Below are 21,748 nucleotides of genomic sequence, written 5' to 3' on the forward strand. Positions count from 1 at the left end.
GCTGCGTCTTTGTGTTCATCGATGTACTCAAATATGCCCTGATCGCCATCTTTGCCCTTGCTATGGTCTGCTCAGCTCTGAACAGCATTCGTTCACGCAGGACCACAGATCCCATCGCTACAGGTCTTTATCGTTCATGGACCAACATCTGGATGGGCAGCATGCTGGTTATTCTTGCCCTGATCCTGATGTTTGTCTTTACCGGTTCTACGTTATCTGTCGTTGTGGAAGCGCTATTTCTGATTATGGGGGCGTACAATCTATTCGCTGGGTTACGCAACCGCAGTTACTACGCCCGCATGCAGCAACGTTCAGACAATGGAACTGGCAAGACATCCGGACAATCTGCCTAATACATTTACCGGGATGTCGTCGCATCAAAAAGAGAGTATTCCTCCTCAATCGAACAAGCCTGAGCCACATTCATTTCGGGGTTCAGTGCGCTGATTCGATCAGGGGGATACTCTCTTTTTTCTGAACTCATGATATTTCCCGAACTCTGGATCACTCGCCTTACTAGGCATGGTCAATGGATTGCAGCGTCATCACCGCTTTGCATACCACACTCCCACCACGGGTGATGACAATATCCATTTTACAAGTCCGACGACTCGTCTCCAAAATAATGGGACGAACGAGAATCTGATCTTCAATCTGTACCGGCCGAACAAAATACGTTGTTACATTATCCACCACATGATCATTTCCTGTGACATCCCAGGCTGCGCGCCGTCCCGCCTGTGTCATCACATTCAGCAGAACGCCTTCCGAGATGGTTCCGAGGTCTGTCGCCATCTGAGGAATGATAAACCCGTGGAAAAATAATTCGTTCTGCTCTCCGCGCTCCTCGGCGAACCCGTTCCAGATCAGATGATCAAACGTCTCTCCAAGCTGAGGCTCCTTCTGTGCATCACGCATCGCCTGCAGTACTTCCTTACGTGTGACGGATGCAATCAGTTTACGGTTCCGATCCACAATCGGCAGGAAGTCAATGCCCTCCCACGTCATGATCTGTGCTGCCGAAGCCAGTGAGGTTTGCAGCGAAGCTGTGATCGGGCGGCGTACAACACACTTCTCAATACTCTGATCCTCTCTTAACTCGCTTACATCTTTCAGGCTTACAATGCCGATTACCCGGTTCCATTCATCTACCACCGGGAAGCGATGTTCTCCCGTCTCAGAAACCAGCAGGTGAAAATCCGCGGCTGAACTGGTTACCTTAAGCACCTGAAGGCGGGGTTTCTGACCAATAATGTCCTCAACCAGCATGATTTTTTTCTTAATCAGTCGATCGAAGATCGCACGGTTAATCATTGAAGCCACCGTAAACGTATCATGTCTGGAGGAAATAATGGGCAGACCCAGCTCATCCGCCATCACTCTCACTTCACGGCTTGTACCAAAGCCGCCTGTAATTAACACACCGGCGCCCTGTTCAAGGGCAAGGGAATGTGCGTTGTCCCGGTTCCCGACAATCAACAGACTTCCCGCGTCAATGTACCGGGCCATGGCCTGCTCTTTCATTGCACCGATCACATACTTGTGAAGCGGCTTGGACAGACCGTCACTTCCACCCAGCACATGACCTTCGACAATGGTTACCACATCGGCAAAAGTCAGCTGCTCGGTCATGCCGCGAGGTCTTTTCTCGATCCGCACCGTTCCAATTCGTTCCTTGGTCACGACCAGGCCGAAGTTCTCTGCCTCTTTTACCGCACGATATGCCGTTCCTTCGCTTACACCCAGCTCCCGTGCCAGTCCGCGCACCGATATTTTACTGCCTACCTTCAGTTGTTCAATATGTTGAAGCAGCTGCTCGTGCTTCGTCACGTTTTCTTCCTGTCCGTCCATCTGTACCACCCCCGAAGATGCATCTGTACTATTCTGTATCTATTATAACACGACCTTAGGAAAATAACCCCACTCCTCGTGCCTTTCTCGTAAAGCATCACACTAAATGGATCACAATAATCGGAATATCGAACTAAGGTATACAAAAAAGACCGGCCCCTTCATACAAAGGGAATCCGGCCTTACTTAGACAGATAGAACCAACTCTATTACCATGTCACATGTGATTCAAACCTTATACAGACTTGCTCTGCTCCTGCTTGTCCACCAATTTCATCTCCCACTGCCGTAGCTTTGCCCGTCGAACAGCTTCCAGTGCACGCTTCTTCTCTTCATCTACACCAAGAATAAAATGCAGATGTGCACCAACGATTAATAACGAGAACAGCACCCATACGATGCCAAAAATATTAACCCAGTCCATTCCACCAGCAAAGGAAATCCGCGGCAACGCAATGACCAGCATCGACAACGCGATAAGCAGATAGATCACATGTTTTGCTTTCTTCAACCTTTTCACCATTCACAGCTCCTTCGTTCTTGATCGACTCTATATGTCTAGTCTATGAACGATAAGGAGCTAATATGAAAGGTTCAGGCAAAAAAACGGGACAAGGTTTAGGCTTAGGCTTCAGCGCCACCGTAAAGATGACCCAGACTGTCTGCAATAATTTTGTTCACGTCTTCAATAATGACACTCAGGCGACGTTCAGCGTCAAACAGACGACGGATGTTCAGGTTCAGGCTTAGTACTTCAAACAGCTTCTCCATTTTCTCCATCTCGTCCGGAGCAGGCATATCCCCACTCATCATACGCTGTTGCAATTCCATTTGTTGATCACGGAAGTTATCCAGCATGGCCTTTGCTTCCGGGTCTACTTCAATCAGCTTCATCGCAGAAGTAATTTCTTCTACCTCGCTGCTTTCTCTCAGTGCTTTGGCCAAATCATTGGCTTTGTCATAAATGTTCACTATAATTCCTCCTCATATTGGGTTGTCCTTCTGTTGTTCATTCGTATTCATTCACATTCTCATCGCATCGTTCACCCGTGTTAATACACGTATTTCACTTCCGTCAAACAAAGGTTGCGGAAACATGCCATCCATTACCTGCCGAGCATCAAATGCATTTAATCCAAATAGGTCAATCACCAAGGGTTATATGTCCTCATATGATGAAGCACATGCCATGTTTAGATGCCGTTCAACTTCGAGATCAGACATCAAGTTGCCGCCCGGAAGGAGATCCGTGATGTCCACTAAAAAAGTAACGATTCAGGTTACCGGCTCGGGCATCCTGCAGGACGACGTCATCATGCTGGGCGAAGGGGTGCTTAAGGCGCTTAAAATCCCTTCTGGCCGACCGCTTCAGCTGCAATTCGGCTCTTTCCGCCGTGAAGTCACTGTCATTCCTGTTCCCAGGTATGACGGTCTGCGCATCAATCAGACGGTAGCCAGCAAGACCGGCCTTGTTCCCCGTTCGGTCCTGAGGATATCCTATCGTTCAGCCAGCAGTACGCTGCGCATTGGACCCTACATCAGTGTATTGGTTAGCCGGGATTACCCTGATCAGCCCGATCGGCCCTTTGGCTCCATCACGATGTTCTGTCAGGAACTGGTGAACGCCTGCCGGAAGCAGGGCGCCTATGTATCCTTTTTCACACCGGAGGATATTAGATCGGTAACGGGTTATATGAAAGGCTGGGTGTATGATGACGGCTGGAAAAAGACCGTTCTGCCTATAGCAGACGTCGTCAATAACCGGCTGACGTCCCGTAAGCTTGAGAACAAACCTAGCGTACAGCATTTTATGAAAGAAGTAAAATCGCTCTACGGCACACAAACTTTCAACGAAAAGTTTCTGGACAAAAATGAAGTATTCGATGCCTTGAAGTCCATTTCAACATTGAAGAGGGTGCTGCCCGAATCCCATTTGCTCAAAACCTCAGCCACCCTCAAAACCATGTGCAACCGATATCCGGTTGTCTTTCTGAAGCCCGTTCGCGGGTCGCTTGGCAAAGGCATCATCCGGGTCTCCCGTCAAAGTGACGGCAGCTTTCTCACCCTCGCCACTGGCGTTGGAGGTACCCGAAAACAAACGTATACTTCTCTGGATAAACTGTATGCCAGTATGTCCGGGAAAATGAAAACAACGCGTTACCAGATTCAACAGGGTCTTACCCTTATTGATAACAGCGGCAGACCCGTAGATTTCCGTGCGCTTGTGCAAAAAAACCGTACGGGCAAATGGAGTGTCACTTCCATCGTCGCACGTATTGCAGGCGGCAGTCACTATGTATCCAACCTGGCACGGGGTGGAAGCCTCAGTACCGTCAAGGAAGCTGTAGCCAAAACCCAATTGTCCGGATCAGCCAAAGCTTCTGCTTATGCAGGATTGCATACGGCGGCCTTGGATATCGCCAAAGGCGTTGAAGGAGCCATACCCGCCCATTTTGGTGAACTCGGCATCGACCTTGCTATGGACACCAGCGGAAGGGTCTGGCTGCTCGAAGTGAATTCCAAACCGTCCAAGAACGATAATACGCCACTTAGCGAGAGCAAAATACGGCCTTCGGTCAAAGCGATGCTGGAATACTCCACCTATCTGGCCGGATTCTGAAGAGTCATCCATTAGAGGAGGTGCAGCGGAATGTTCCTGCAACAGCAGACCAACACAGTAGCCATCCTGGTTCGGGCAACAGAAGGCTCGCCTCCTTTCGTGGATGAACTCTTCTGCCGTCGTCTCAGTTTGGATAGTCACCGTTATGGGCTGAATATCATTGTGCTGGCCGTATCGAATAAACCCAGCGTATCCAGGCTCACACAGGGCTATGCATTCGACAGGGGCAGATGGAACATCGTGCCTCTCCCAGCAGTGGATTTGATCATGAATCGCTGTCTGCTCCCGCTCCCTGGAATATTTAAACAGCAGCTTCAGACAATTGTTTCCTCAAGCAACGGACACCATGTCCGTTACTGGTCTGCTTCCTTGCCTGGTAAATGGAAGGTACACCGCGCCATGTCTTCTGATCCAAAACTGCGTACTCTTCTGGCGCCTACGACGCTGTTTCAGTCGGATACTTTATGGGAGCAGTGGCTGGAGCGCTGGCCGAAAGGTATTTTCTTCAAACCTGTATCGGGCACCCATGGTAAAGATACGTTTCGCCTTTATCACGACGAGCATCACACCTCCTGGATCATGGAGGGAAGAAATACTCGCAATGAATTGATTCACCGTACATTTGAGCATCGCCAGGATGTCTCTGCCTGGCTGGATTCATACAAGGCCGGTAAAAAGATGATCTTACAGCCGTATCTGGAACTGAGTCATCACGGACGACCGTTCGACATTAGGGCCTTGGTGCAAAAAAATGGGCAAGGACGCTGGTCTCTAACCGGATGTATGGTACGGGAAGGACCGGCTGGCTCACTCACTTCCAACTTGCATGGAGGGGGAAAGGCGTACCCCGTGCATCCTTATCTGTTGGAACGATACGGGAGCAAGCAATCCGATACTCTGCTGGAGTCCATCAGGCAGGCTGCTGCCTGCATTCCCACCCTGTTAGAAAGCCGCTTTGGCAGACTGGCCGAACTGGGTCTTGATTTCGGAGCAGATGTTCAGGGTCGCCTCTGGCTGCTCGAAGTGAATTCGAGACCGGGACGTTCCTCATTCGCAGAGGCGGGTGACCCACGTATGCACAGTCTGACCTACACCCGGCCGCTTGCCTATGCCCGTTATTTGCTGCAACAACATGTTCTCACGGACGTGAAGCGTCTAATGAAAATGCCGAATACATCCAGCACAGCTGGCCTGAAACCCATCCCGATTCACGGCGGTTGAGGCACGCAGCGCCCCGCTTGCCATGGAGCCGAAGGATCTTTTCAGGATAGGAGGATAAATCATGAGTTTGACCTTTTGCAATCTGCATTTCACACAACAGCCGGATAAAGTGGTTTATGTATCCAACGCATTAATGAAAAGTCTAAATCTATCCGGCAAAAAAACGATTCATCTGCGGTTTGGTCGTGACCGGGTGCCCGCAACCATCAAACCGATCAAAAAGGCTGGCAAACATATTTATCTCGCTTCGGGTATACGCAACCTAATGAACGTTCCGAAACGGGGCAGCATCTACCTCCGCAACCTGCAGAACGATGAAGTTCAGTTGGGTCCACTGATCGGCGTGTTGTCTGACGGACCTTCGTCTGGCTCCAATCCGTTTGGTTCACGTACCGGCTTTATCAAACAACTGCTCCGCGAAGGCAGCCGTAAATCCTATATCTATGCGTTCACCCCAAGAGATATTAACTGGCAGAATGAAACGGTATCCGGTTTTTTCCTTAACGACAACGGAAGCTTTAGTCGCAAAACGGTACCTCTGCCAGACGTCGTGTATAACCGGTTACCCAGCCGCCGCTCTGACTTCTCACCAGCAATCAACCAGCTGCGGGAGCGATTTGTCCGGCGCAAGATCCCTTTCTTCAACTGGAGTTTCTTTAACAAGTCGGATATCTATAAGCTGTTGGAGAACGAACCGGCTGCCGGACGTTATATTCCAGAATCCATTACCAATCCGACGGTAGAACAGATGAAAGAAATGCTGGAACGCCATCAGTTTGTCTACTATAAACCAACAGCAGGAAGTCTGGGCAACGGGATCTATCGACTGACCTATTCGCCCAAACGTGGATATTTCGCCCGTTATCGCAAAAAAAGCGGCAATGCCCTGCTGCGTTTCGGTTCATTCAACAGCCTGATGCGCATGCTTCAGGGCAGACACGGCAAACAGCTCCGCGGTTATGTCGTTCAACAGGGTATCCGGCTCATTGAGATCGACGAATGTCCGATTGATTTCCGCTTTCACATGCATAAAAACGGAAACAATCATTGGGTGGTCGTCGGCATTGGCGCCAAAAAGGCTGGCCGAGGCAGCGTAACCACACATATCAAAAATGGTGGTTCCCTGATGACCCCTGAGCAGGCGCTCAGCCGCAATTTTGGCGACCGAGCGGGAGAAGTGCTCCAGCATGCCAAATCCGTCGCTATTACACTGGCCCAGGCGATTGAAACCCAGCACCAGCATCTGATTGGTGAGATTGGCTTTGATCTGGGCATTGATCAGGAGGAACATGTATGGATGTTCGAAGCGAACGCCAAACCCGGCCGCTCCATTTTCCGTCACCCTTCGCTCCGGCTGGAAGGAAAATCATCGGTGGAGCACATCCTGGAACATTGCCTGTATTTGAGCAAATTCCGGAAGAGAGACGGCATTTGATGAGCCTCCAGGATGATTTTAGACCCGTAATTGCCATCCTGACCATGCATGATGATCAACGGATGTTCAGAGGAAATCAACAAAACTTCCTGGATATTGTGCAGACGGGCGAAAGTATGGGATATGTGGTGTACGTCGTGACTGTGCGAGATTTGAACGTGAGCGGCCCCACCGTGAAAGGATACACGTACAACAATGGAAGTGGGAGATGGACTTCACAGTCCTTTCCTCTTCCCCATGTACTCTACAATCGGATCCCCAACCGGGAAGATGAACGCAAACCTTCAGTACAGCGAAAAATTGAAGAATGCATGCATTCAGGCATCGAACTGTATAACCCTTTTTTCTTCAACAAATGGAATTTGTTCGAATGGCTTAAGAAATCCAAATCCACCCAGCACCTGATCCCATATACTCGCCGGATGCGAACCGCAATCGCTCTGGGGACCGTGCTGAGGTCACATCCCTACCTGTATCTGAAACCAGAGAGTGGTAAGGCAGGCAAAGGAATCATGATGCTCAAATTCCAGGAAAAAGAACGCCTTCCTTATCGGCTTAAAATACAGAGCACCCGAAAGAGCACCACGTACAAAGCAGCAACTCTTTCCAAGCTATGGGCAAGGATTCGCAAGGAAACCGGACACACGCCCTACATTATGCAACAGGGTATTGAGCTGGCGTTGTCCCGCAAGCGTCCATTCGATCTACGGGTACTTGTGCAGAAAAACGGTAAAGGACAGTGGAGTATAACGGGAATTGGAGCCCGGCTCGCTGGCTCTCGTAGCATAACCACCCATGTGCCGCGCGGAGGCACCGTGGAGGACCCGGAGAAGCTGCTCACCGATCTCTTTGGAGAAGAAATGTCGAATACACTGATGAGGCGGGTGAAGTCTACTTCATTGTTGATCGCCAGACAAGTGGAACGAGGCTCCGGGCATACGCTTGGTGAAATGTCCATGGATCTCGGCATTGACGATATGGGCGAGATCTGGTTTTTCGAAGCAAATGCAAAGCCGATGAAGTTCGATGAACCGCAGATTCGGCGGAAGTCATTGGAACGTATTTTTCAGTACAGCGCCTACCTTGCCCGTCAGTCCAAACGATGATGAACAGGAATAACAGCTAAAGAAGGTGATTGTTTGTGTCCTCACCTGTTCTGGGCATTATGACGTTGTACTTAAATGAACATCGCGCTCTGGAAGAACGGAGCATATACCGCAGAATGATCCTTGAAGGGCGCAAGCGGGGACTCGATGTTTATGTGTTCACACCTGCCGATGTACATTCAGGGGGCAAACAGATTGAGGCAATGGTCTTTCATTCGGAAAAAGGCTGGTCCCGGGAATGGCGTTCATTCCCGGATATCATCTTCGACCGCTGCCGCATACAGCGTAATCGCAGATTTCAGCAACTGCTTGCCTTTCGGCAAAAGTATGGTCACTTGCTCTTTCTCAACCGTCCATTGCGTAACAAGTGGACCATTCATCAGACACTCTCCGCAAGGCCAGCCTTTCGCGAGCATTTGCCAGACACCCTTCTGTTCCAGGATATGTCCGATGTCAATCGAATGCTGAAAGTCTCCTCCCTCATCTATCTGAAGCCCATTAATGGAACGGGAGGACGGGGTATACTCCGCATCGAGCGGAGCGGCAACGAGGCCAATACGGTTCTTGTGCAGGGACGGGATCAGAAGCGTCGGATCATCACCCCGCGCAAGGTCCATTTGTCACGCCTGGGCTCACTTCTCCAGAACTGGAATATGAAGGACAAATACCTGGTTCAACAGGGAATTCAGCTCCAGCTCCCGAATGGCCGTGTTCATGATTATCGAATGCTGGTTCAGAAGAACGGTGAAGGACAGTGGGAATTGACGGGATGCGCTGGGCGGATGGGTGCAGAGAAAAGTGTGACCTCCAATCTTCATGGCGGTGGTCAGGCTATATCGATGCACAAACTGATGAAACAATGGATTACGGATGAGCAGCAGCGAGCAGAAATTAACGCAACGGCCGAGAAATTCGGGATTGATGTAGCCACGTTTCTGGAAAACACCTATGGCAACTTGTGTGAATTGGCTCTGGATTTGGCGATTGACAAGAGCGGACACATCTATCTGCTTGAAGTAAATCCGAAACCTGCACGTGAGGTGTTCGCCCGCATTAGAGAGAAAGACACCTATCTCAAAGCGATCACCCAACCATTGGAGTATGCCTTGTGGGTGTACCGCAACCATCCAAATTCAAGCCCTCCCCCTCGTGGCGTGAAGGTAACCAAACCAGTCAAACGTCGCGTAAAAGGTAAATATCCCACACTCAAAAGGACCAGAAGATCCCGGTTATGACTCGTTACACTTCATTTGGTAGTGAACCGCGAATCCTCCTTGGATTAAAAAAACCGCCACCTCCAACGTCTAAATTGGTCTTACCCCTGTCAAGTAGACAGATGAAAAAAGCTATGCTGCCAGTGCGCATCGATATTCAATCGGTGCGCGCTGTTTGAGTTTGGCTTGAAAACGTCGGTAATTGTAATTGTACATATAATCTTCCACGGCTTGTCGAATCTCTACTTCTGAATTACACTGGTTGAGGTACAGCTTCTCTGTCTTGAGATGCGAAAAGAAGGATTCGATGCATGCGTTATCCAGGCAGGTTGCTTTGCGAGAGTGGCTGCCCTTCACGCCGAATGCTTCTAATCGTGTGTTGTACGCCTGAGACGTGTATTGGAAGCCCTGATCCGAATGGAGCACGGCTTCCGAAACGTCTCTTTTTTTTGTCCATTGTTCCACCGTATCCAATACGAGCTGAACATCGTTCCGTTTAGATAATTGCCAAGCTACAATTTCGTTGTTGAACAAGTCTTGAATCACAGACAGGTAAACGAATGTGTTTCCATCTGAAATATAAGTAATATCCGTCACCATTTTTTGCTGGGGTGCTGTGGCATGAAATTTGCGCTTCAGGCGATTCGGATAAATCACAGATGGCGTATAGCTGGACTTCTTCCGCTTCTTACGAATTACCGATTGTATCGATAGTTCCCGCATGATTCGCCATACTTTCTTGTGATTAACGTTCAGACCAGCCTCCCACAACGCCGTTGTCATGCGAGGATAACCAAACTCTCGGTTTGCAAAATGAATAGCCATCATGTGTTCTTTGATCTCACGCTCACGGTCTTGTCTTGCGTCTCGCTGCGGCTGTGTTGCTCGCCATTTGTAGTAACTGGAACGGGGTATTCCTGTAATCGATAATAGGCGTGTAATGCCATGCGAGCAGCGCAATTCGTCTATGATATCGTAGTTCTCCCGTTGGCTCAGCGCTTCTCCTTTACTAGATTTGGATACCGCTTTTTTAAATAATCCACCTGTGCTTGAAGGTAATCCCGTTCTTCTTCTACACTGCTAAAGGCAGTACGGGGACGTCCTTTCATTGGATTCGGAACATTGTTTTTTCGATCATCAAACGCTTCCCCGTTTTTCCATTTTTTTACCCACACCTTCAGTTGTGAACAGTTTCGAATTCCTTCGCGATCAGCGACCACCTTGTAACTTGAAGAACCTTCGACATAGGATCTAACTGCATTCAATTTAAACTCTTCGGTATACGTCTGAAATGTTTGTCCTTTTTTGGCCATAAAAATATCCCCTCCAAGTGTCACTTGAACCCTCATGATAACATGAAGGTTTTTTCAAGTGTCTACTTAAAGGGGATAATACCAAATGGACTTTGAGGGGGCGGTTTTTCTATTTTTCTATTTTTCTACTCGGCTTCCCGATACAAACGAAGCAGTTCCGTAAAATCAGAGATCAGTACATCTGATCCTGCAAGTTCTTCGTCCCGACCGAATCCTGCATAGGCACAGCCGATGACGGTCTGGTTGTTCATTTTGCCTGCCTCCACATCAGAAGAGCGGTCCCCTACCATCCATGCATCCTGAATTCGATGCTTCTCAAGCAGGATCTGAACCAGATTAACTTTGGAAGGGGTCTTGTACTGGCCTGCACTATACACGCCTTCAAAGAGCGGCATGATCTCATGAGCAAAGGCCACGCCTTTCACATAGTCCTCCAGCCCGTTACTGGCAACAAATAAGCGCACACCTTGCTCTTTTAATGCTTCAAGCGTCTCTTTTACTTGCGGGTACAGGACAGAGCTTCCTCCATCGAGTCCCTCAATCTCCAGCTGAAGCAGCAGTTCATCTGCACGACGATGCGCCGCAACGGAAGCTTCAGGCATAACCACTTTCCATATATCCTCTAGCAACATCCCCAGGCTCCCAAGCATTCGTTCTTCAGGAGGAGTCTCTCCCTCAAAATGCCCTTCTGCCCGCAATGTATCAAACAGCTGATGATAGGCTGGCAACAACAGGGTTTCCGTCTGAAATAACGTACCATCCATATCAAAAATCATCGCTTCCGGTTTACGCAATACCGTCTCTCTTGTCATGTCCAATGTTCCTTTCGGATTGGGATATGTATTCGGAATCGTTCCCCTTCCATGATAAACATAAACGTTTGGCAGTGTAAACCGCGCAATGTAAAACATCTGTGTCATCAACGTTAGACAACATCCACAAACATTATACTTAAATTAAACAAACTATATACAATCATACTTCATTAAAGTATAATACTGAAAATATAGTACTTTAGACACTCAACCTAAAGAACTATTACAGCTATCATCCAGGTTTTTTCGACAAATACATATACCCCAAGGAGAGGAACAACAAACATGAAAAAGCACAGGACCTTCAAAATTTTTTATAAGATTGGTTTGGGCTATTTGCTCGTACTCACTGTATTGGCGGGCTGCATCCTTTTGATCCAGAACAGTACCAGCAAGCTTCAAAGCGAATTGGATTTTCTCGTAGATCACGATATGAAGGTACACGCTCTGACATATGAAATTGAAAAGAGCATGGTGGATATGGAAACAGGCCAGCGGGGCTACGTTATCACAGGGCAGGAAAATTATCTTGACCCGTACACAAACGGAAAAGAACAGCTGGCCGTGCTCAAGGAGCAGCTGGCTACATTAATCTCGGACAACCCCTCACAGCTGAAGCTGCTTGAAGATATACATAGTTATATGGAAAACTGGATTCAAATCGCGGGAGAACCGGTTGTTATGTTGCGCCAGGCCAATGATATGACTTCCATCCGACAGTTTTTCACGACAGATCCCGGTAAAAAAGACATGGACCAAATTCGGCAATCCCTGAATACGTTCCGAACCAATGAACTGGCGCTAACCGAAGCACGTACAGAAGCATTGAAACAGAAAAACAAAGTACTGAATTGGGAGTTGTACGGAGCACTGATCCTTGTTGCGATAATCTCGGTCATCGCTGCCTTAGTTTTGTCCCGTTCCATTGTAAGAAACATTCGCACAGTAACACATGCACTGAATGATATCGGCTCCTCCAATGGTGATCTGACCCTGCGTATTGCCACTCCGATGAAAGATGAAACACGGGAATTGGCTGAGGCTGCCAACACCATGCTCTTTGGATTGCAGCAAATGATGCTAGACATTCAAAGCAATGCCACTATTCTGAGCACAGCCTCTGATCGACTGGATAAAGGCGTGTCTGACAATCACATCGCAGGAAAAGAGGTCGCCACGGCCATGGAGCGTGTCGCTGAAGGTGCTGATGAACAGGTTGCCCTTACTCAAACCATGGTCGCTGCGATGGAACAATCGCTCATGGGGCTTAATCGGGTCGCCGCTTCAACAGCCGACGTAGCTGAACGTGCTGTACGGACTGAATCCATCGCCGTTGACGGACAACAGCGTATCGATAATGCTGTTGGGAAAATAACGTTCATTGAGCAATCCTTCCTGTCTGTACAGGAAGCCATTAACGAAATTTCCAAAATGTCTGATCAAGTGATCAACATTGCTGATTCCATGTCAGGGATCGCAAGGCAAACCAACCTGCTTGCACTCAATGCTGGAATTGAAGCCGCTCGTGCGGGGGAACATGGACGTGGATTTGCCGTCGTCGCCTCAGAAATTCGCAATCTCGCAGATCAAAGTGCCACGTCAGCGAAGGAAATTACAAACATATTGGAAACTGTTGTAACCGGAGTTCAAAACACGGCCCATGTGGTAGACGAGAGTACACTCCATGTCAACGAAGGATTACGGACGATTAAAGATGCAGGGTATGCCTTCACAAATATTACCCAGCACATTCATGATCTCAGCGATGAGTTTCAGGACATATCCACGGTTGTGGAACAATTGACAGCCGGCAGTGAAACGGTAATGAAGTCCATTAACGAAGTTTCTGCCGTAGTTGAGGACACCGCATCAGCCACGGAAGAGGTATCGGCCATGACCGAAGAACAACTTGCTTCCCTGCAGGAAATGACGGACACCTCCAAGCAGTTAAACGAAATGTCAGATGCGCTTGATCAACTGGTTAACCGATTCAAGCTTGCCTGACATTATGGATTATATCTAAACAAACCAAAGAAGCAGATCCTACTCCATCAGGATCTGCTTCTTTGATTTTGTCAAAAGGAAGGAAATTGAACACGATTCCGTTTCTAACCCGGCACCATTGTGGATTAGGATTGATCTGGATTTTCTGGATTACGCAGCGCTTCAAGGACAAGCTGTGCATGATAGCCATCGTTGAAATCGTATATTCTGGCAGATTGACCCTGAATACGGGCAATAACGTGTTTTAATACAGGTAGCTGGCTTAAGGATTCTTCTACTTGGACGGGAACAAGTGACTCTCCGTTGCGTCCACTCCATAGTTGATCCCAGTTCTCCAAAGCAATCGTTCCTTCTGTGCCGTAAACCACCATGGATACACGCTCTTCACCTGCAAAATGTGCAATCCCGTTTAACTGGATTCGTGTTCCATCCTCCAGCTCCATCGCGGCTTGAACTTCATGTTCACATTCCCCTGTATTTGGAGGAAATCGAACCTGACTGTTAATCACGTGTATAGAACCAAACACCTTTTGGATCATATGAATCCAATGAATTCCCACTTCAAGAATAAATCCGCCCTGCTCTCGACTCGTAATCCAGGCATTTTGCTGCCACGCTCGAGGCCACTGGGGGAATTGAAGGATCAGATCGATTTTGCGAATCTCGCCAATTGTTTCCTGCTGAATCAACTCTTGCAGTTTCACTACTGACGGTTCATGCGGCATGGAGAAATGGATTGCGTGTACTACACCGGCTTTCTCAGCTTCCTCCAGCATTGCTCTAGCTTCATCCACACTGTTCGCCAGTGGTTTCTCACAGAACACATGAATCTTGCGCTCTAACGCGTCCATAACGATGGGATAATGATATTTAGGCGGAACTGCAATGTACAGCAGATCAACCGCATGTGTGTCGAGCAATTGCTTAAAATCCGTATACCTCTTCGTCTCAGGATGAGAGGAAGCAAGCGATGCCAAATTTTCCTCATTGGAATCGCACACCGCTACAATCTCTACTTTTCCGGATAGTTCTGCCTGTGTCGCCTGATGTATCATATGTAATCCCATTTTGCCCAAACCAATTACAGCCATTTTTATCGTTGTCATCCAACTCACTCCAATCGAATTTCAGTATAAACAGAAAGCGTAACATTGCCAATCCTTTACACGGATACGAAATGGGAAGTGCACGATTCTCAATGGATCTACACAATTTGAATCTATCGCATTTTATAATATTTTACATTTTATTCTATATTTGTGGTTTATAGTTCATTTGTTGCAGGAATATATAACCAATTTATTTTATCTTATAGGATATAGCATTAAGCGTTTCCAACCTAAGAATCAGGAACGTATACTCATAAAAGCAGTTGACAAAAAACCACAAAAAAAGCTACTCTTCCTATTAACAAGGATTGATTTCCTTTCACCACCTTAGACGACGACATACACTCCAAAAATGGAACTTGACCTGTGGGTCCAAAAACCTATTTTGTGAAGCGAGGTGTCCCGCATGAGAACAGTTGCGGACTATTTGGCAGAAGCTCTGCGTAATTTAGGCGTTACTCATGTCTTTGGTATTATCGGAAAATCCATATGCCCTGCTGTCCTGAAAATGGTTGATTACGGCTTGGAGTTCATTCCAGGTCGCCATGAATCCAGTTCAGGCTTTGCCGCTTCAGGCTATGCCCTCCAAACAGGGAAACTGGGTGTGGCCTTCGCCACTTCAGGTCCGGGCGGAACTAACTTGCTCACCGCCGCAGCACATGCCAAGGCCAATAACTTGTCTGTCCTGTTTATTACAGGTCATCAGTCCATTCAGGAACTGGGGCTTCCGCAATGTCAGGACTCCTCTTCCTACTTGGCCGATCTGGCCGAGATGTTCCGTCCTGCTACGTTGTTCAGCAAGCTGGTAGAGCGTGGCGATCATTTCAGCACCATATTGAATCATGCCCTTTCCATTGCACTCGGTCCCAACAAAGGTCCGGTCCATCTCTGTCTTCCGTTTGATGTACAAACCGAACAGCTCGCTGACTTCCGGGTTGTAATCCCGGAGCCTGAACCCCTGATTAGCGTATCCAACCTGAATCATGTCCTCCCCTTGCTTCAACAGTCCAGTCATCCTTTAATTATTGCAGGTAAAGGCGTCAGTCGCGCCAGAGCCCATGATGAATTGCTCCATTTGGCCGAACATTTCAATATTCCTGTCATTACTTCTCCCGGAGGAAAAGGTGCCATTGCTTGGGATCATCCCCTTTACCACGGCCCTTGCGGTGTTGGCGGCTTCCCTCATGCAGATGAGCTGCTGAATCAAAGTGATCTCTATATCGTACTCGGTTCACGTCTGAGTGATATGACGATCTGTAATTTGAAGACGGAAAACCACCCTGCACATTTAATCCAATTCGACACCGATCCTGCATTCATTGGTAAAATACTTCATGCTCCAACCTTACATATCACTGGCGACTTGAAGGACAACCTGCAGTTTTTGCTCAGTACACTGACAGAACAACCTGTTCTCCCAAAAGACACGACAACCGTTAATTACACCGTACCTCTCCCGGATCTGCCGAACCTGTCCCTAGCTTCCGTGCTGGAAGAAATGAGTGAATTGCTTCCCTATGATCATAAGCTGTTTGTGGATGATGGCAGTCATGGTTTTCATGCGGTTCAACGATATAAAGTCAAGAAACCTGGCAGCTTTGTGTTTGACGCCTATTTTGCCTGCATGGGCAATGCCATCGGCATGGCTATTGGAGCCAAAACCGCCGCACCGGAAGAAACCATTGTATGCATTACGGGTGACGGATGCTTCATGATGCTTGGAACCGAGATTAACACTGCTGTATGCAACAATCTGCCAGTCATCTTCATCGTAGTAAACAATAAACAGCTGGATATGGCACTGAAAGGCATGGAGAAAACAACAGGTCGAATCGATGGCACCTTATACGAGGTACCGTTGGATGCAGCAAAGTTTGCTGAGTCCCTCGGTGCTGTAGCTTATCGTGCGGAAACACGAGATGAATTTGCCTCTGCTCTCCAGGCAGCACAGGAGCTGAACCAGGTTACCGTAATTGAGCTTCTTACTGATCGCGACGAGATTCCACCCACCGCTCACCGTACCGTGACTTTGAATTAGGAGGAACATAGCATGAGTGAACAAGTGACTCAAGGATTGGAGCGTTTTGCAAAGCTTTCCGGTGAATATGGTGCAAAAGCACTGGCACCGATTAAAGATCAGTTCCCTGAGCTCGCTGAGTTTATTATGGGGACGGCTTACGGGGATATTTTTCAGCGTACAACCATTACCGATCAATGGAAGGAAGTCGCCATTATCTCTTCACTGATCTCCCAGGGGCAGTATGAGCAATTGGGGGTACATTATACGATGGCACTAAGTGTCGGTGTAACCGTGGATCAGCTGAAAGGAATTCTGTTGCATCTGGCACCGTGTGTTGGTGCTCCGCGGATCATCAGTGCTTTTAATATATTGCTTGCTACACTGGATGAAATCCAATAATTCACTCTTCTACATTTTTATACACGATTCGACTTTTTTATTGATCTTTTTACATCCCTACCTTTATAATATGGTTAAATTATCCTCCCAATCAGTCTACATCTCAGAAGCAGTCAGCGAGGGCCTTGAGGCCTACGTCTTGATTAGCAGGATAGCCTTAACTAATTTATTTAAAGGAGAGAGAACAATCATGGGAAGTTTTATACTGACAACTGACGTTCCGAACAAGGTGTTAAACATTGAACTGGAGGGCTCTTTCTCTCAAGAAGACGGTTTACGTTCCATCTCGGCATACCAGGATACAATCGCTCCGATTAACACCAAGGAATATGACCTGACTATCGATTGCAAAAAGTTGAATGTTACTGCTCCGGAAATTGTGCCTCTTCTTGAGGGCTGCCTGCAGATGTTCAAAAAAGATGAATATAAAAAAGTGGTGCTGACGCTTGAGAATAATGCCATTCTGAAAATGCAGCTGGCCCGTCTTGGACGGTCTGTCGGACTGGACAACCTTGAGATCATCTCCACGGTTACGACCTAATAAACCAGGCGGACAAGCTGAGGGTTCACCCATCCGCTCAGGAGGAGAATGAAGATGGCTGGAATTCGTATTGTAGATATCGATATCTATCATCCAACGCATAAGGTGGGCAATGACTTTTACATTGAACATTTTGACGCAAGAGGTGTAGATATTCGGGGACTGTTAAAGGCACTTGGGCGTGATACACGTTACAAAATTGACAACGATGATGAAAACTCACTAAGCATGGCCTTTGAGGCCGCCAGTAATCTGCTCGAAAAGACCGGACTTACCGGTGCCGATATCGATCTGATTGCTTATGCAAGTCAAACGCCGGAATACATTTTTCCTACGAATTCCTTAATGATTCATCGCCTGATTAACGGGGCATCCCATACGATTTGTATTGACAGCAATGCCAACTGTGCTGGCATGACCGCAGCCTTTGAACAAGTTAGCCGGCAGATGCTGGGTAATCCCAGAATTCGCCGTGCTTTGATTATTGGCTCGGATTACGTCGCTCCTCACGCAAGTCCTGATGATCCTGTATACTTCGCGAACTTCGGGGACGCAGCAGCAGCTGTCATTGTTGAACGGGACGAGCAGGCTGTCGGTTTTATTGACTCGATCTATCAGACCGATACCTGCGTATATGGTAATTCCCTCTTCCCGGCACAAGGTCTTGCAAAACTGGGCCAAACCGGTGTTGATGCAGGTGCCTTCCATGTAAAATTCATACCGTTTGATGATTCCATCTGTGTAGGTGCAGCCTCTGAATCGATTCGCACGCTGTTAAGTCGTAACGAGATCGGAGCAGACGAGATCAAAGCCGCTTGTTTCTCTCAATTATCCATCGGCAACATACGTGCTGTATCCGAGAACATTGGCATCGGTGAGGATATCGCCGTCTACATCGGAGACGAGTTCGGGTACACCTCAACCAGCAGTCCATTTATTGCATTGCATCGAGCCATAACATCCGGCCAAATTCAGCGTGGTGATAAAGTTCTGTTCTGGACCGTTGGCGCTGGGTGGCAAAATGTTGCCATGGTTGTAGAGTATTGAGTGATTGACACTGAACCCAACATCAGGGCAGACCTTTCTTAACCAAAAAGGAATGTCCTGATTTTCGATTTTAATATGGTTTTATATATGAATACTGCAGTAATTACTTTGTTACAAACTTATTTTTGACATAACTCCTTCAATTGCAAAACCGTCCTCTCAACAGAGAACGGCAATAAAAATGATATATGTTGTTCTTTTTAGAAAATCTTCTTTGTCTGCCGATCATCCTTCAGAATCTCTACCGCCTCCCGGAAACGCAAGGAATGCACAATCTCCCGCTCCCGCAGAAACTTCAGACTATCCTGCAGATCCACATCATCCGTCAGATCGATCAACCATTGATATGTAGCCCGTGCCTTCTCTTCCGCAGCAATATCCTCGTACAAATCAGCAATGGGATCTCCCTTCGCTTGAATATAAGTAGCGGTGAAAGGTACACCTGCTGCATTATTGTAAAAGAGGGCTTTGTCATGATTTACATAATGAGCATCCAGACCCGCTTGCTCCAGTTGTTCGACTGTTGCATCTTTGGTCAACTTATAGATCATTGTTGCAATCATCTCTAAATGAGCAAACTCTTCTGTACCGATGTCATTCAGCAGACCAATAATTTTGTCCGGAATCGTATAACGCTGATTAAGATACCGGAGGGCTGCAGCCAATTCACCATCAGCTCCGCCATACTGTTCCATCAGCAATTTGGCCATATGAGGGTCACATTTCCCCACCCGAACAGGATATTGCAGCTTTTTCTCATATACCCACATGCCGCACTTCCTCCTCCAATTTTTGATTTAATCTTACAATCCGGATAAAAATTTCAGCTTAGCATTTCCGGGTGTCCCTGAACTAAACTATCGATCCATGGGACTCCCGGCAACTCAACAAGCCACAATAGCTGAAAATTTCACTACACTTGCCAAGGCCAAGGTGTCTGAGACCATTCCCAAGGATATTTGGAGAATGAATGACCAAAGTTCATAAGTGGTCCATACAGCTGCTGAAACTCATGGGACACACGCATTCTCTCTTGGCTGAATTTGTTATACTGTTCGATGCTTTGATAGTCTCCAGGGTGGGTATCCAAGTACAGGTTCAGCTCAACCAATACAAAATCCAGGGCCTGAAGTTCCTCCAGCAGCTCATAGTATTTTGCATCACAGGCTTTAGGTGCTTCAGGTTCCATCCACTTCCACCTCTCTCCCCTTTGATTTTTTAGAGGTATAAGGGCTGTACAATGCAGGCCACAATGTTCCCAGTCTCAGTGCTTCTGCTGGACTGTATTGGGGCCATCCCATCGGCTGGAAAGGGATAAACAACTGCGGTGGGACGAGATACGTACGAATGGGCAGCGGCTTGCAAGGATCAAACGGCCCAATAAAAGGGACGTAAGCACGAAGCTGCGGATCTTTCACAGAACAGCGCCTCCTTTATCACGGATTTGGTGCATGTCATCACAATTACCCAAGCATTCTTTTTCCGTCTCTATATCCATATGTCGCTGTCCCCAAGTTAATCCCATATTTAGCGGATCGAAAAAAAAAGACCTTCGAACGACTCACCCCACTGGTGGTCTCCAAAGGTCACTTCAATGGATATGGCGGCCATATCCATCGTTTATTTCATCAATACTCAGTCTCTGTTACGTTCACGATCATTATTCTGCATCGAATCTGGTTCCTGTTCTACCGTCTCCACCTTATCTTCTTCAGAATCAGGTCGCTTATATACTTTTACGCGGGTAATTCGGAGACGGGTGGATTCTTCGACTTCAAAGACATAACCGTTTTGCTCCCGTGTTTTACCTTTGACCGGACTACCTTCCAGTTCCTTGAACAGCCAACCGCCAATCGTATCGACTTCCTCATCCTCAATGACAGCTCCGGTCCATTCATGGACCTCTTCAATCAGGGAACGACCATCAATGGAAAAGGCTTCTCCACTGCGCTCCATATGCGGACGTTCGTCTTCGAACTCATCATACAGATCACCAACGATCTCTTCCAAAATCTCTTCGGCAGTCAGCAAGCCGGCTGTCCCGCCATATTCGTCGACAACCAGAGTCATCTGGGAATGTTTTTTCTGCATCAGACGAAGTACATGACTGATCTCCATCGATTCAGGCACATTCAGAATTGGACGAACAAGCGCAGCCAGATCATGCTGCTGGTCTGGTTCAGCGAGAAGTAGGTCCGTAATGTGGATGAATCCGATAATCTCATCCTTATCCTCGACAGCGACAGGGTAACGAGAATGCTTCGTTGCATTAATAATTTTCAAGTTTTCTTCCAGCGACATATGAGTGTATAGACAGTCCATATCCGTACGCGGCAGCATAATTTCACGCGCCAGCATATCGGAGAAATCAAAGATGTTATCCATCAGTTTGATTTCATCCTTATCAATGACACCACTCTTGGCGCTTTGCTTCATCAAAATGCGAAGCTCATCCTCCGAATGGGCCTCTCCTTCGCTGGCAGGTTCAATGCCTGCCAAACGCAGCAGTGCATTGGCTGACGCGTTCAGCACCCAGATGAACGGGAAGAAGATTTTATAAAATAACAGCAATGGTGCCGATAGCAGCAGAGCCACTCCGTCTGTTTTTTGAATCGCCAAAGATTTGGGCGCAAGCTCACCCAGCACAATGTGCAGAAACGTAATGATACAGAAACCGATGATGACGGATACTGTCGATATAAGTCCTGTATCCGCTACACCAAGCTTGAACATCAGAGGTTCAACCAACAATTCGGAAATGGCCGGTTCACCGAGCCAACCAAGCCCGAGCGATGTCAGCGTAATTCCGAACTGGGTAGCCGATAGGTAGGCATCCAATTTCCCATTCACCTTCAGTGCATAACCAGCCAACTTATTCCCTTCACTCTGTAATTGAGTGAGGCGTGTTTGTCTAACTTTAACCAGGGAAAATTCCGCTGCGACAAATACGCCATTCAAAAATACGAGCAGAAACACACAGACCAGATTAAATACTAACTGCCCGAGATGAAATTCGGTATGAATACCCAAGTCGAAACTCCCCTTTTTGATCT

22 protein-coding genes are annotated in these 21,748 nt (G+C 47.6%); 11 read left to right on the forward strand and 11 right to left on the reverse strand.

Annotated elements, in window-relative coordinates; translation table 11 throughout:
• Positions 1-11 precede the first annotated feature (11 nt).
• On the forward strand, positions 12-353 hold the full coding sequence (locus tag Q0V21_RS14525) for a YtpI family protein (protein ID WP_024629126.1): 342 nt from the start codon (positions 12-14) through the stop codon (positions 351-353).
• A gap of 163 nt (positions 354-516) precedes the next feature.
• On the opposite strand, the gene Q0V21_RS14530 is transcribed toward Q0V21_RS14525, so the two are convergent.
• From Q0V21_RS14530 to Q0V21_RS14540, 3 genes are all read right to left on the reverse strand, one after another.
• Positions 517-1,851, reverse strand: a complete 1,335-nt coding sequence (locus Q0V21_RS14530) for a DRTGG domain-containing protein (RefSeq protein WP_301879490.1) — start codon at positions 1,849-1,851, stop codon at positions 517-519.
• A 235-nt stretch (positions 1,852-2,086) separates the two neighbouring features.
• Positions 2,087-2,374, reverse strand: a complete 288-nt coding sequence (locus tag Q0V21_RS14535) for a hypothetical protein (RefSeq protein ID WP_029880748.1) — start codon at positions 2,372-2,374, stop codon at positions 2,087-2,089.
• 101 nt (positions 2,375-2,475) lie between these two features.
• Entirely contained in the window at positions 2,476-2,823 is a 348-nt protein-coding gene (locus Q0V21_RS14540) for a YlbF/YmcA family competence regulator (RefSeq protein WP_024629123.1), read from the reverse strand.
• Positions 2,824-3,103: 280 nt separating this feature from the next.
• Here Q0V21_RS14540 and Q0V21_RS14545 point away from each other — a divergent pair, with 280 nt between their 5' ends.
• The 5 genes from Q0V21_RS14545 to Q0V21_RS14565 all read left to right on the forward strand — a co-directional run bounded on the left by Q0V21_RS14545 (position 3,104) and on the right by Q0V21_RS14565 (position 9,468).
• On the forward strand, positions 3,104-4,471 hold the full coding sequence (locus Q0V21_RS14545) for a YheC/YheD family endospore coat-associated protein (RefSeq protein ID WP_079345935.1): 1,368 nt from the start codon (positions 3,104-3,106) through the stop codon (positions 4,469-4,471).
• Positions 4,472-4,501: 30 nt separating this feature from the next.
• Positions 4,502-5,692 (forward strand): YheC/YheD family endospore coat-associated protein, encoded by a 1,191-nt coding sequence (locus Q0V21_RS14550; RefSeq protein WP_079345937.1) that lies wholly within the window; start codon positions 4,502-4,504, stop codon positions 5,690-5,692.
• Positions 5,693-5,753: 61 nt separating this feature from the next.
• On the forward strand, positions 5,754-7,127 hold the full coding sequence (locus Q0V21_RS14555; RefSeq protein ID WP_024629120.1) for a YheC/YheD family endospore coat-associated protein: 1,374 nt from the start codon (positions 5,754-5,756) through the stop codon (positions 7,125-7,127).
• A complete protein-coding gene (locus Q0V21_RS14560) occupies positions 7,127-8,233 on the forward strand; it encodes a YheC/YheD family endospore coat-associated protein (protein ID WP_079345939.1) in 1,107 nt (368 codons plus the stop codon). The genes Q0V21_RS14555 and Q0V21_RS14560 overlap by 1 nt, the downstream gene beginning before the upstream one ends.
• A 35-nt stretch (positions 8,234-8,268) precedes the next feature.
• On the forward strand, positions 8,269-9,468 hold the full coding sequence (locus Q0V21_RS14565) for a YheC/YheD family endospore coat-associated protein (protein ID WP_143805371.1): 1,200 nt from the start codon (positions 8,269-8,271) through the stop codon (positions 9,466-9,468).
• Between the two features lie 111 nt (positions 9,469-9,579).
• Here Q0V21_RS14565 and Q0V21_RS14570 read toward each other — a convergent pair whose 3' ends face one another.
• The 3 genes from Q0V21_RS14570 to Q0V21_RS14575 form a co-directional block, all read right to left on the reverse strand.
• Complete coding sequence (locus Q0V21_RS14570; protein ID WP_367620530.1) at positions 9,580-10,443, reverse strand: IS3 family transposase; 864 nt, start codon at positions 10,441-10,443, stop codon at positions 9,580-9,582.
• Positions 10,440-10,760, reverse strand: a complete 321-nt coding sequence (locus Q0V21_RS32860; RefSeq protein WP_367620525.1) for a transposase — start codon at positions 10,758-10,760, stop codon at positions 10,440-10,442. The genes Q0V21_RS14570 and Q0V21_RS32860 overlap by 4 nt, the downstream gene beginning before the upstream one ends.
• 125 nt (positions 10,761-10,885) lie before the next feature.
• Positions 10,886-11,572 (reverse strand): HAD hydrolase-like protein, encoded by a 687-nt coding sequence (locus tag Q0V21_RS14575; RefSeq protein ID WP_024629117.1) that lies wholly within the window; start codon positions 11,570-11,572, stop codon positions 10,886-10,888.
• A 288-nt stretch (positions 11,573-11,860) separates the two neighbouring features.
• Here Q0V21_RS14575 and Q0V21_RS14580 point away from each other — a divergent pair, with 288 nt between their 5' ends.
• Positions 11,861-13,579: a methyl-accepting chemotaxis protein gene (locus Q0V21_RS14580; RefSeq protein ID WP_301879491.1), complete on the forward strand. Its 1,719-nt coding sequence runs from the start codon at positions 11,861-11,863 to the stop codon at positions 13,577-13,579.
• Between the two features lie 125 nt (positions 13,580-13,704).
• Here Q0V21_RS14580 and Q0V21_RS14585 read toward each other — a convergent pair whose 3' ends face one another.
• Positions 13,705-14,685, reverse strand: a complete 981-nt coding sequence (locus Q0V21_RS14585) for a Gfo/Idh/MocA family protein (RefSeq protein ID WP_301879492.1) — start codon at positions 14,683-14,685, stop codon at positions 13,705-13,707.
• Between the two features lie 409 nt (positions 14,686-15,094).
• Here Q0V21_RS14585 and Q0V21_RS14590 point away from each other — a divergent pair, with 409 nt between their 5' ends.
• The 4 genes from Q0V21_RS14590 to Q0V21_RS14605 all read left to right on the forward strand — a co-directional run bounded on the left by Q0V21_RS14590 (position 15,095) and on the right by Q0V21_RS14605 (position 18,695).
• A complete protein-coding gene (locus Q0V21_RS14590; RefSeq protein ID WP_301879493.1) occupies positions 15,095-16,726 on the forward strand; it encodes a thiamine pyrophosphate-binding protein in 1,632 nt (543 codons plus the stop codon).
• 12 nt (positions 16,727-16,738) lie between these two features.
• Entirely contained in the window at positions 16,739-17,107 is a 369-nt protein-coding gene (locus Q0V21_RS14595) for a carboxymuconolactone decarboxylase family protein (protein ID WP_024629113.1), read from the forward strand.
• Between the two features lie 190 nt (positions 17,108-17,297).
• Positions 17,298-17,648, forward strand: a complete 351-nt coding sequence (locus tag Q0V21_RS14600) for a hypothetical protein (protein ID WP_079345947.1) — start codon at positions 17,298-17,300, stop codon at positions 17,646-17,648.
• A gap of 54 nt (positions 17,649-17,702) precedes the next feature.
• Positions 17,703-18,695: a 3-oxoacyl-[acyl-carrier-protein] synthase III C-terminal domain-containing protein gene (locus Q0V21_RS14605; protein WP_079345949.1), complete on the forward strand. Its 993-nt coding sequence runs from the start codon at positions 17,703-17,705 to the stop codon at positions 18,693-18,695.
• A 200-nt stretch (positions 18,696-18,895) separates the two neighbouring features.
• Here the strand turns inward: Q0V21_RS14605 and Q0V21_RS14610 are convergent, their stop codons facing one another.
• From Q0V21_RS14610 to Q0V21_RS14625, 4 genes are all read right to left on the reverse strand, one after another.
• Complete coding sequence (locus tag Q0V21_RS14610; protein WP_024629108.1) at positions 18,896-19,465, reverse strand: manganese catalase family protein; 570 nt, start codon at positions 19,463-19,465, stop codon at positions 18,896-18,898.
• A 143-nt stretch (positions 19,466-19,608) separates the two neighbouring features.
• A complete protein-coding gene (locus tag Q0V21_RS14615) occupies positions 19,609-19,884 on the reverse strand; it encodes a spore coat protein CotJB (protein ID WP_079345951.1) in 276 nt (91 codons plus the stop codon).
• Complete coding sequence (locus Q0V21_RS14620; RefSeq protein WP_079345953.1) at positions 19,874-20,113, reverse strand: spore coat associated protein CotJA; 240 nt, start codon at positions 20,111-20,113, stop codon at positions 19,874-19,876. Before Q0V21_RS14620 ends, Q0V21_RS14615 begins: the two co-directional genes overlap by 11 nt.
• 217 nt (positions 20,114-20,330) lie before the next feature.
• Positions 20,331-21,719 (reverse strand): hemolysin family protein, encoded by a 1,389-nt coding sequence (locus Q0V21_RS14625; RefSeq protein WP_029881678.1) that lies wholly within the window; start codon positions 21,717-21,719, stop codon positions 20,331-20,333.
• Between the last annotated feature and the right edge of the window lie 29 nt (positions 21,720-21,748).

The sequence above is a fragment of the Paenibacillus sp. 11B genome (genome assembly GCF_030487755.1).
GTDB classification, from domain to species: Bacteria; Bacillota; Bacilli; order Paenibacillales; family Paenibacillaceae; genus Paenibacillus; species Paenibacillus vandeheii.

Bases quoted from the DNA above. Each gene is read 5' to 3' on its own strand.
- Q0V21_RS14530 (WP_301879490.1), bottom strand. From the start codon at position 1,851: ATGGACGGACAGGAAGAAAACGTGACGAAGCACGAGCAGCTGCTTCAA.
- Q0V21_RS14535 (WP_029880748.1), bottom strand. From the start codon at position 2,374: ATGGTGAAAAGGTTGAAGAAAGCAAAACATGTGATCTATCTGCTTATC.
- Q0V21_RS14545 (WP_079345935.1), top strand. From the start codon at position 3,104: ATGTCCACTAAAAAAGTAACGATTCAGGTTACCGGCTCGGGCATCCTG.
- Q0V21_RS14550 (WP_079345937.1), top strand. From the start codon at position 4,502: ATGTTCCTGCAACAGCAGACCAACACAGTAGCCATCCTGGTTCGGGCA.
- Q0V21_RS14555 (WP_024629120.1), top strand. From the start codon at position 5,754: ATGAGTTTGACCTTTTGCAATCTGCATTTCACACAACAGCCGGATAAA.
- Q0V21_RS14560 (WP_079345939.1), top strand. From the start codon at position 7,127: ATGAGCCTCCAGGATGATTTTAGACCCGTAATTGCCATCCTGACCATG.
- Q0V21_RS32860 (WP_367620525.1), bottom strand. From the start codon at position 10,760: ATGGCCAAAAAAGGACAAACATTTCAGACGTATACCGAAGAGTTTAAA.
- Q0V21_RS14575 (WP_024629117.1), bottom strand. From the start codon at position 11,572: ATGACAAGAGAGACGGTATTGCGTAAACCGGAAGCGATGATTTTTGAT.
- Q0V21_RS14580 (WP_301879491.1), top strand. From the start codon at position 11,861: ATGAAAAAGCACAGGACCTTCAAAATTTTTTATAAGATTGGTTTGGGC.
- Q0V21_RS14585 (WP_301879492.1), bottom strand. From the start codon at position 14,685: ATGACAACGATAAAAATGGCTGTAATTGGTTTGGGCAAAATGGGATTA.
- Q0V21_RS14590 (WP_301879493.1), top strand. From the start codon at position 15,095: ATGAGAACAGTTGCGGACTATTTGGCAGAAGCTCTGCGTAATTTAGGC.
- Q0V21_RS14595 (WP_024629113.1), top strand. From the start codon at position 16,739: ATGAGTGAACAAGTGACTCAAGGATTGGAGCGTTTTGCAAAGCTTTCC.
- Q0V21_RS14600 (WP_079345947.1), top strand. From the start codon at position 17,298: ATGGGAAGTTTTATACTGACAACTGACGTTCCGAACAAGGTGTTAAAC.
- Q0V21_RS14605 (WP_079345949.1), top strand. From the start codon at position 17,703: ATGGCTGGAATTCGTATTGTAGATATCGATATCTATCATCCAACGCAT.
- Q0V21_RS14610 (WP_024629108.1), bottom strand. From the start codon at position 19,465: ATGTGGGTATATGAGAAAAAGCTGCAATATCCTGTTCGGGTGGGGAAA.
- Q0V21_RS14615 (WP_079345951.1), bottom strand. From the start codon at position 19,884: ATGGAACCTGAAGCACCTAAAGCCTGTGATGCAAAATACTATGAGCTG.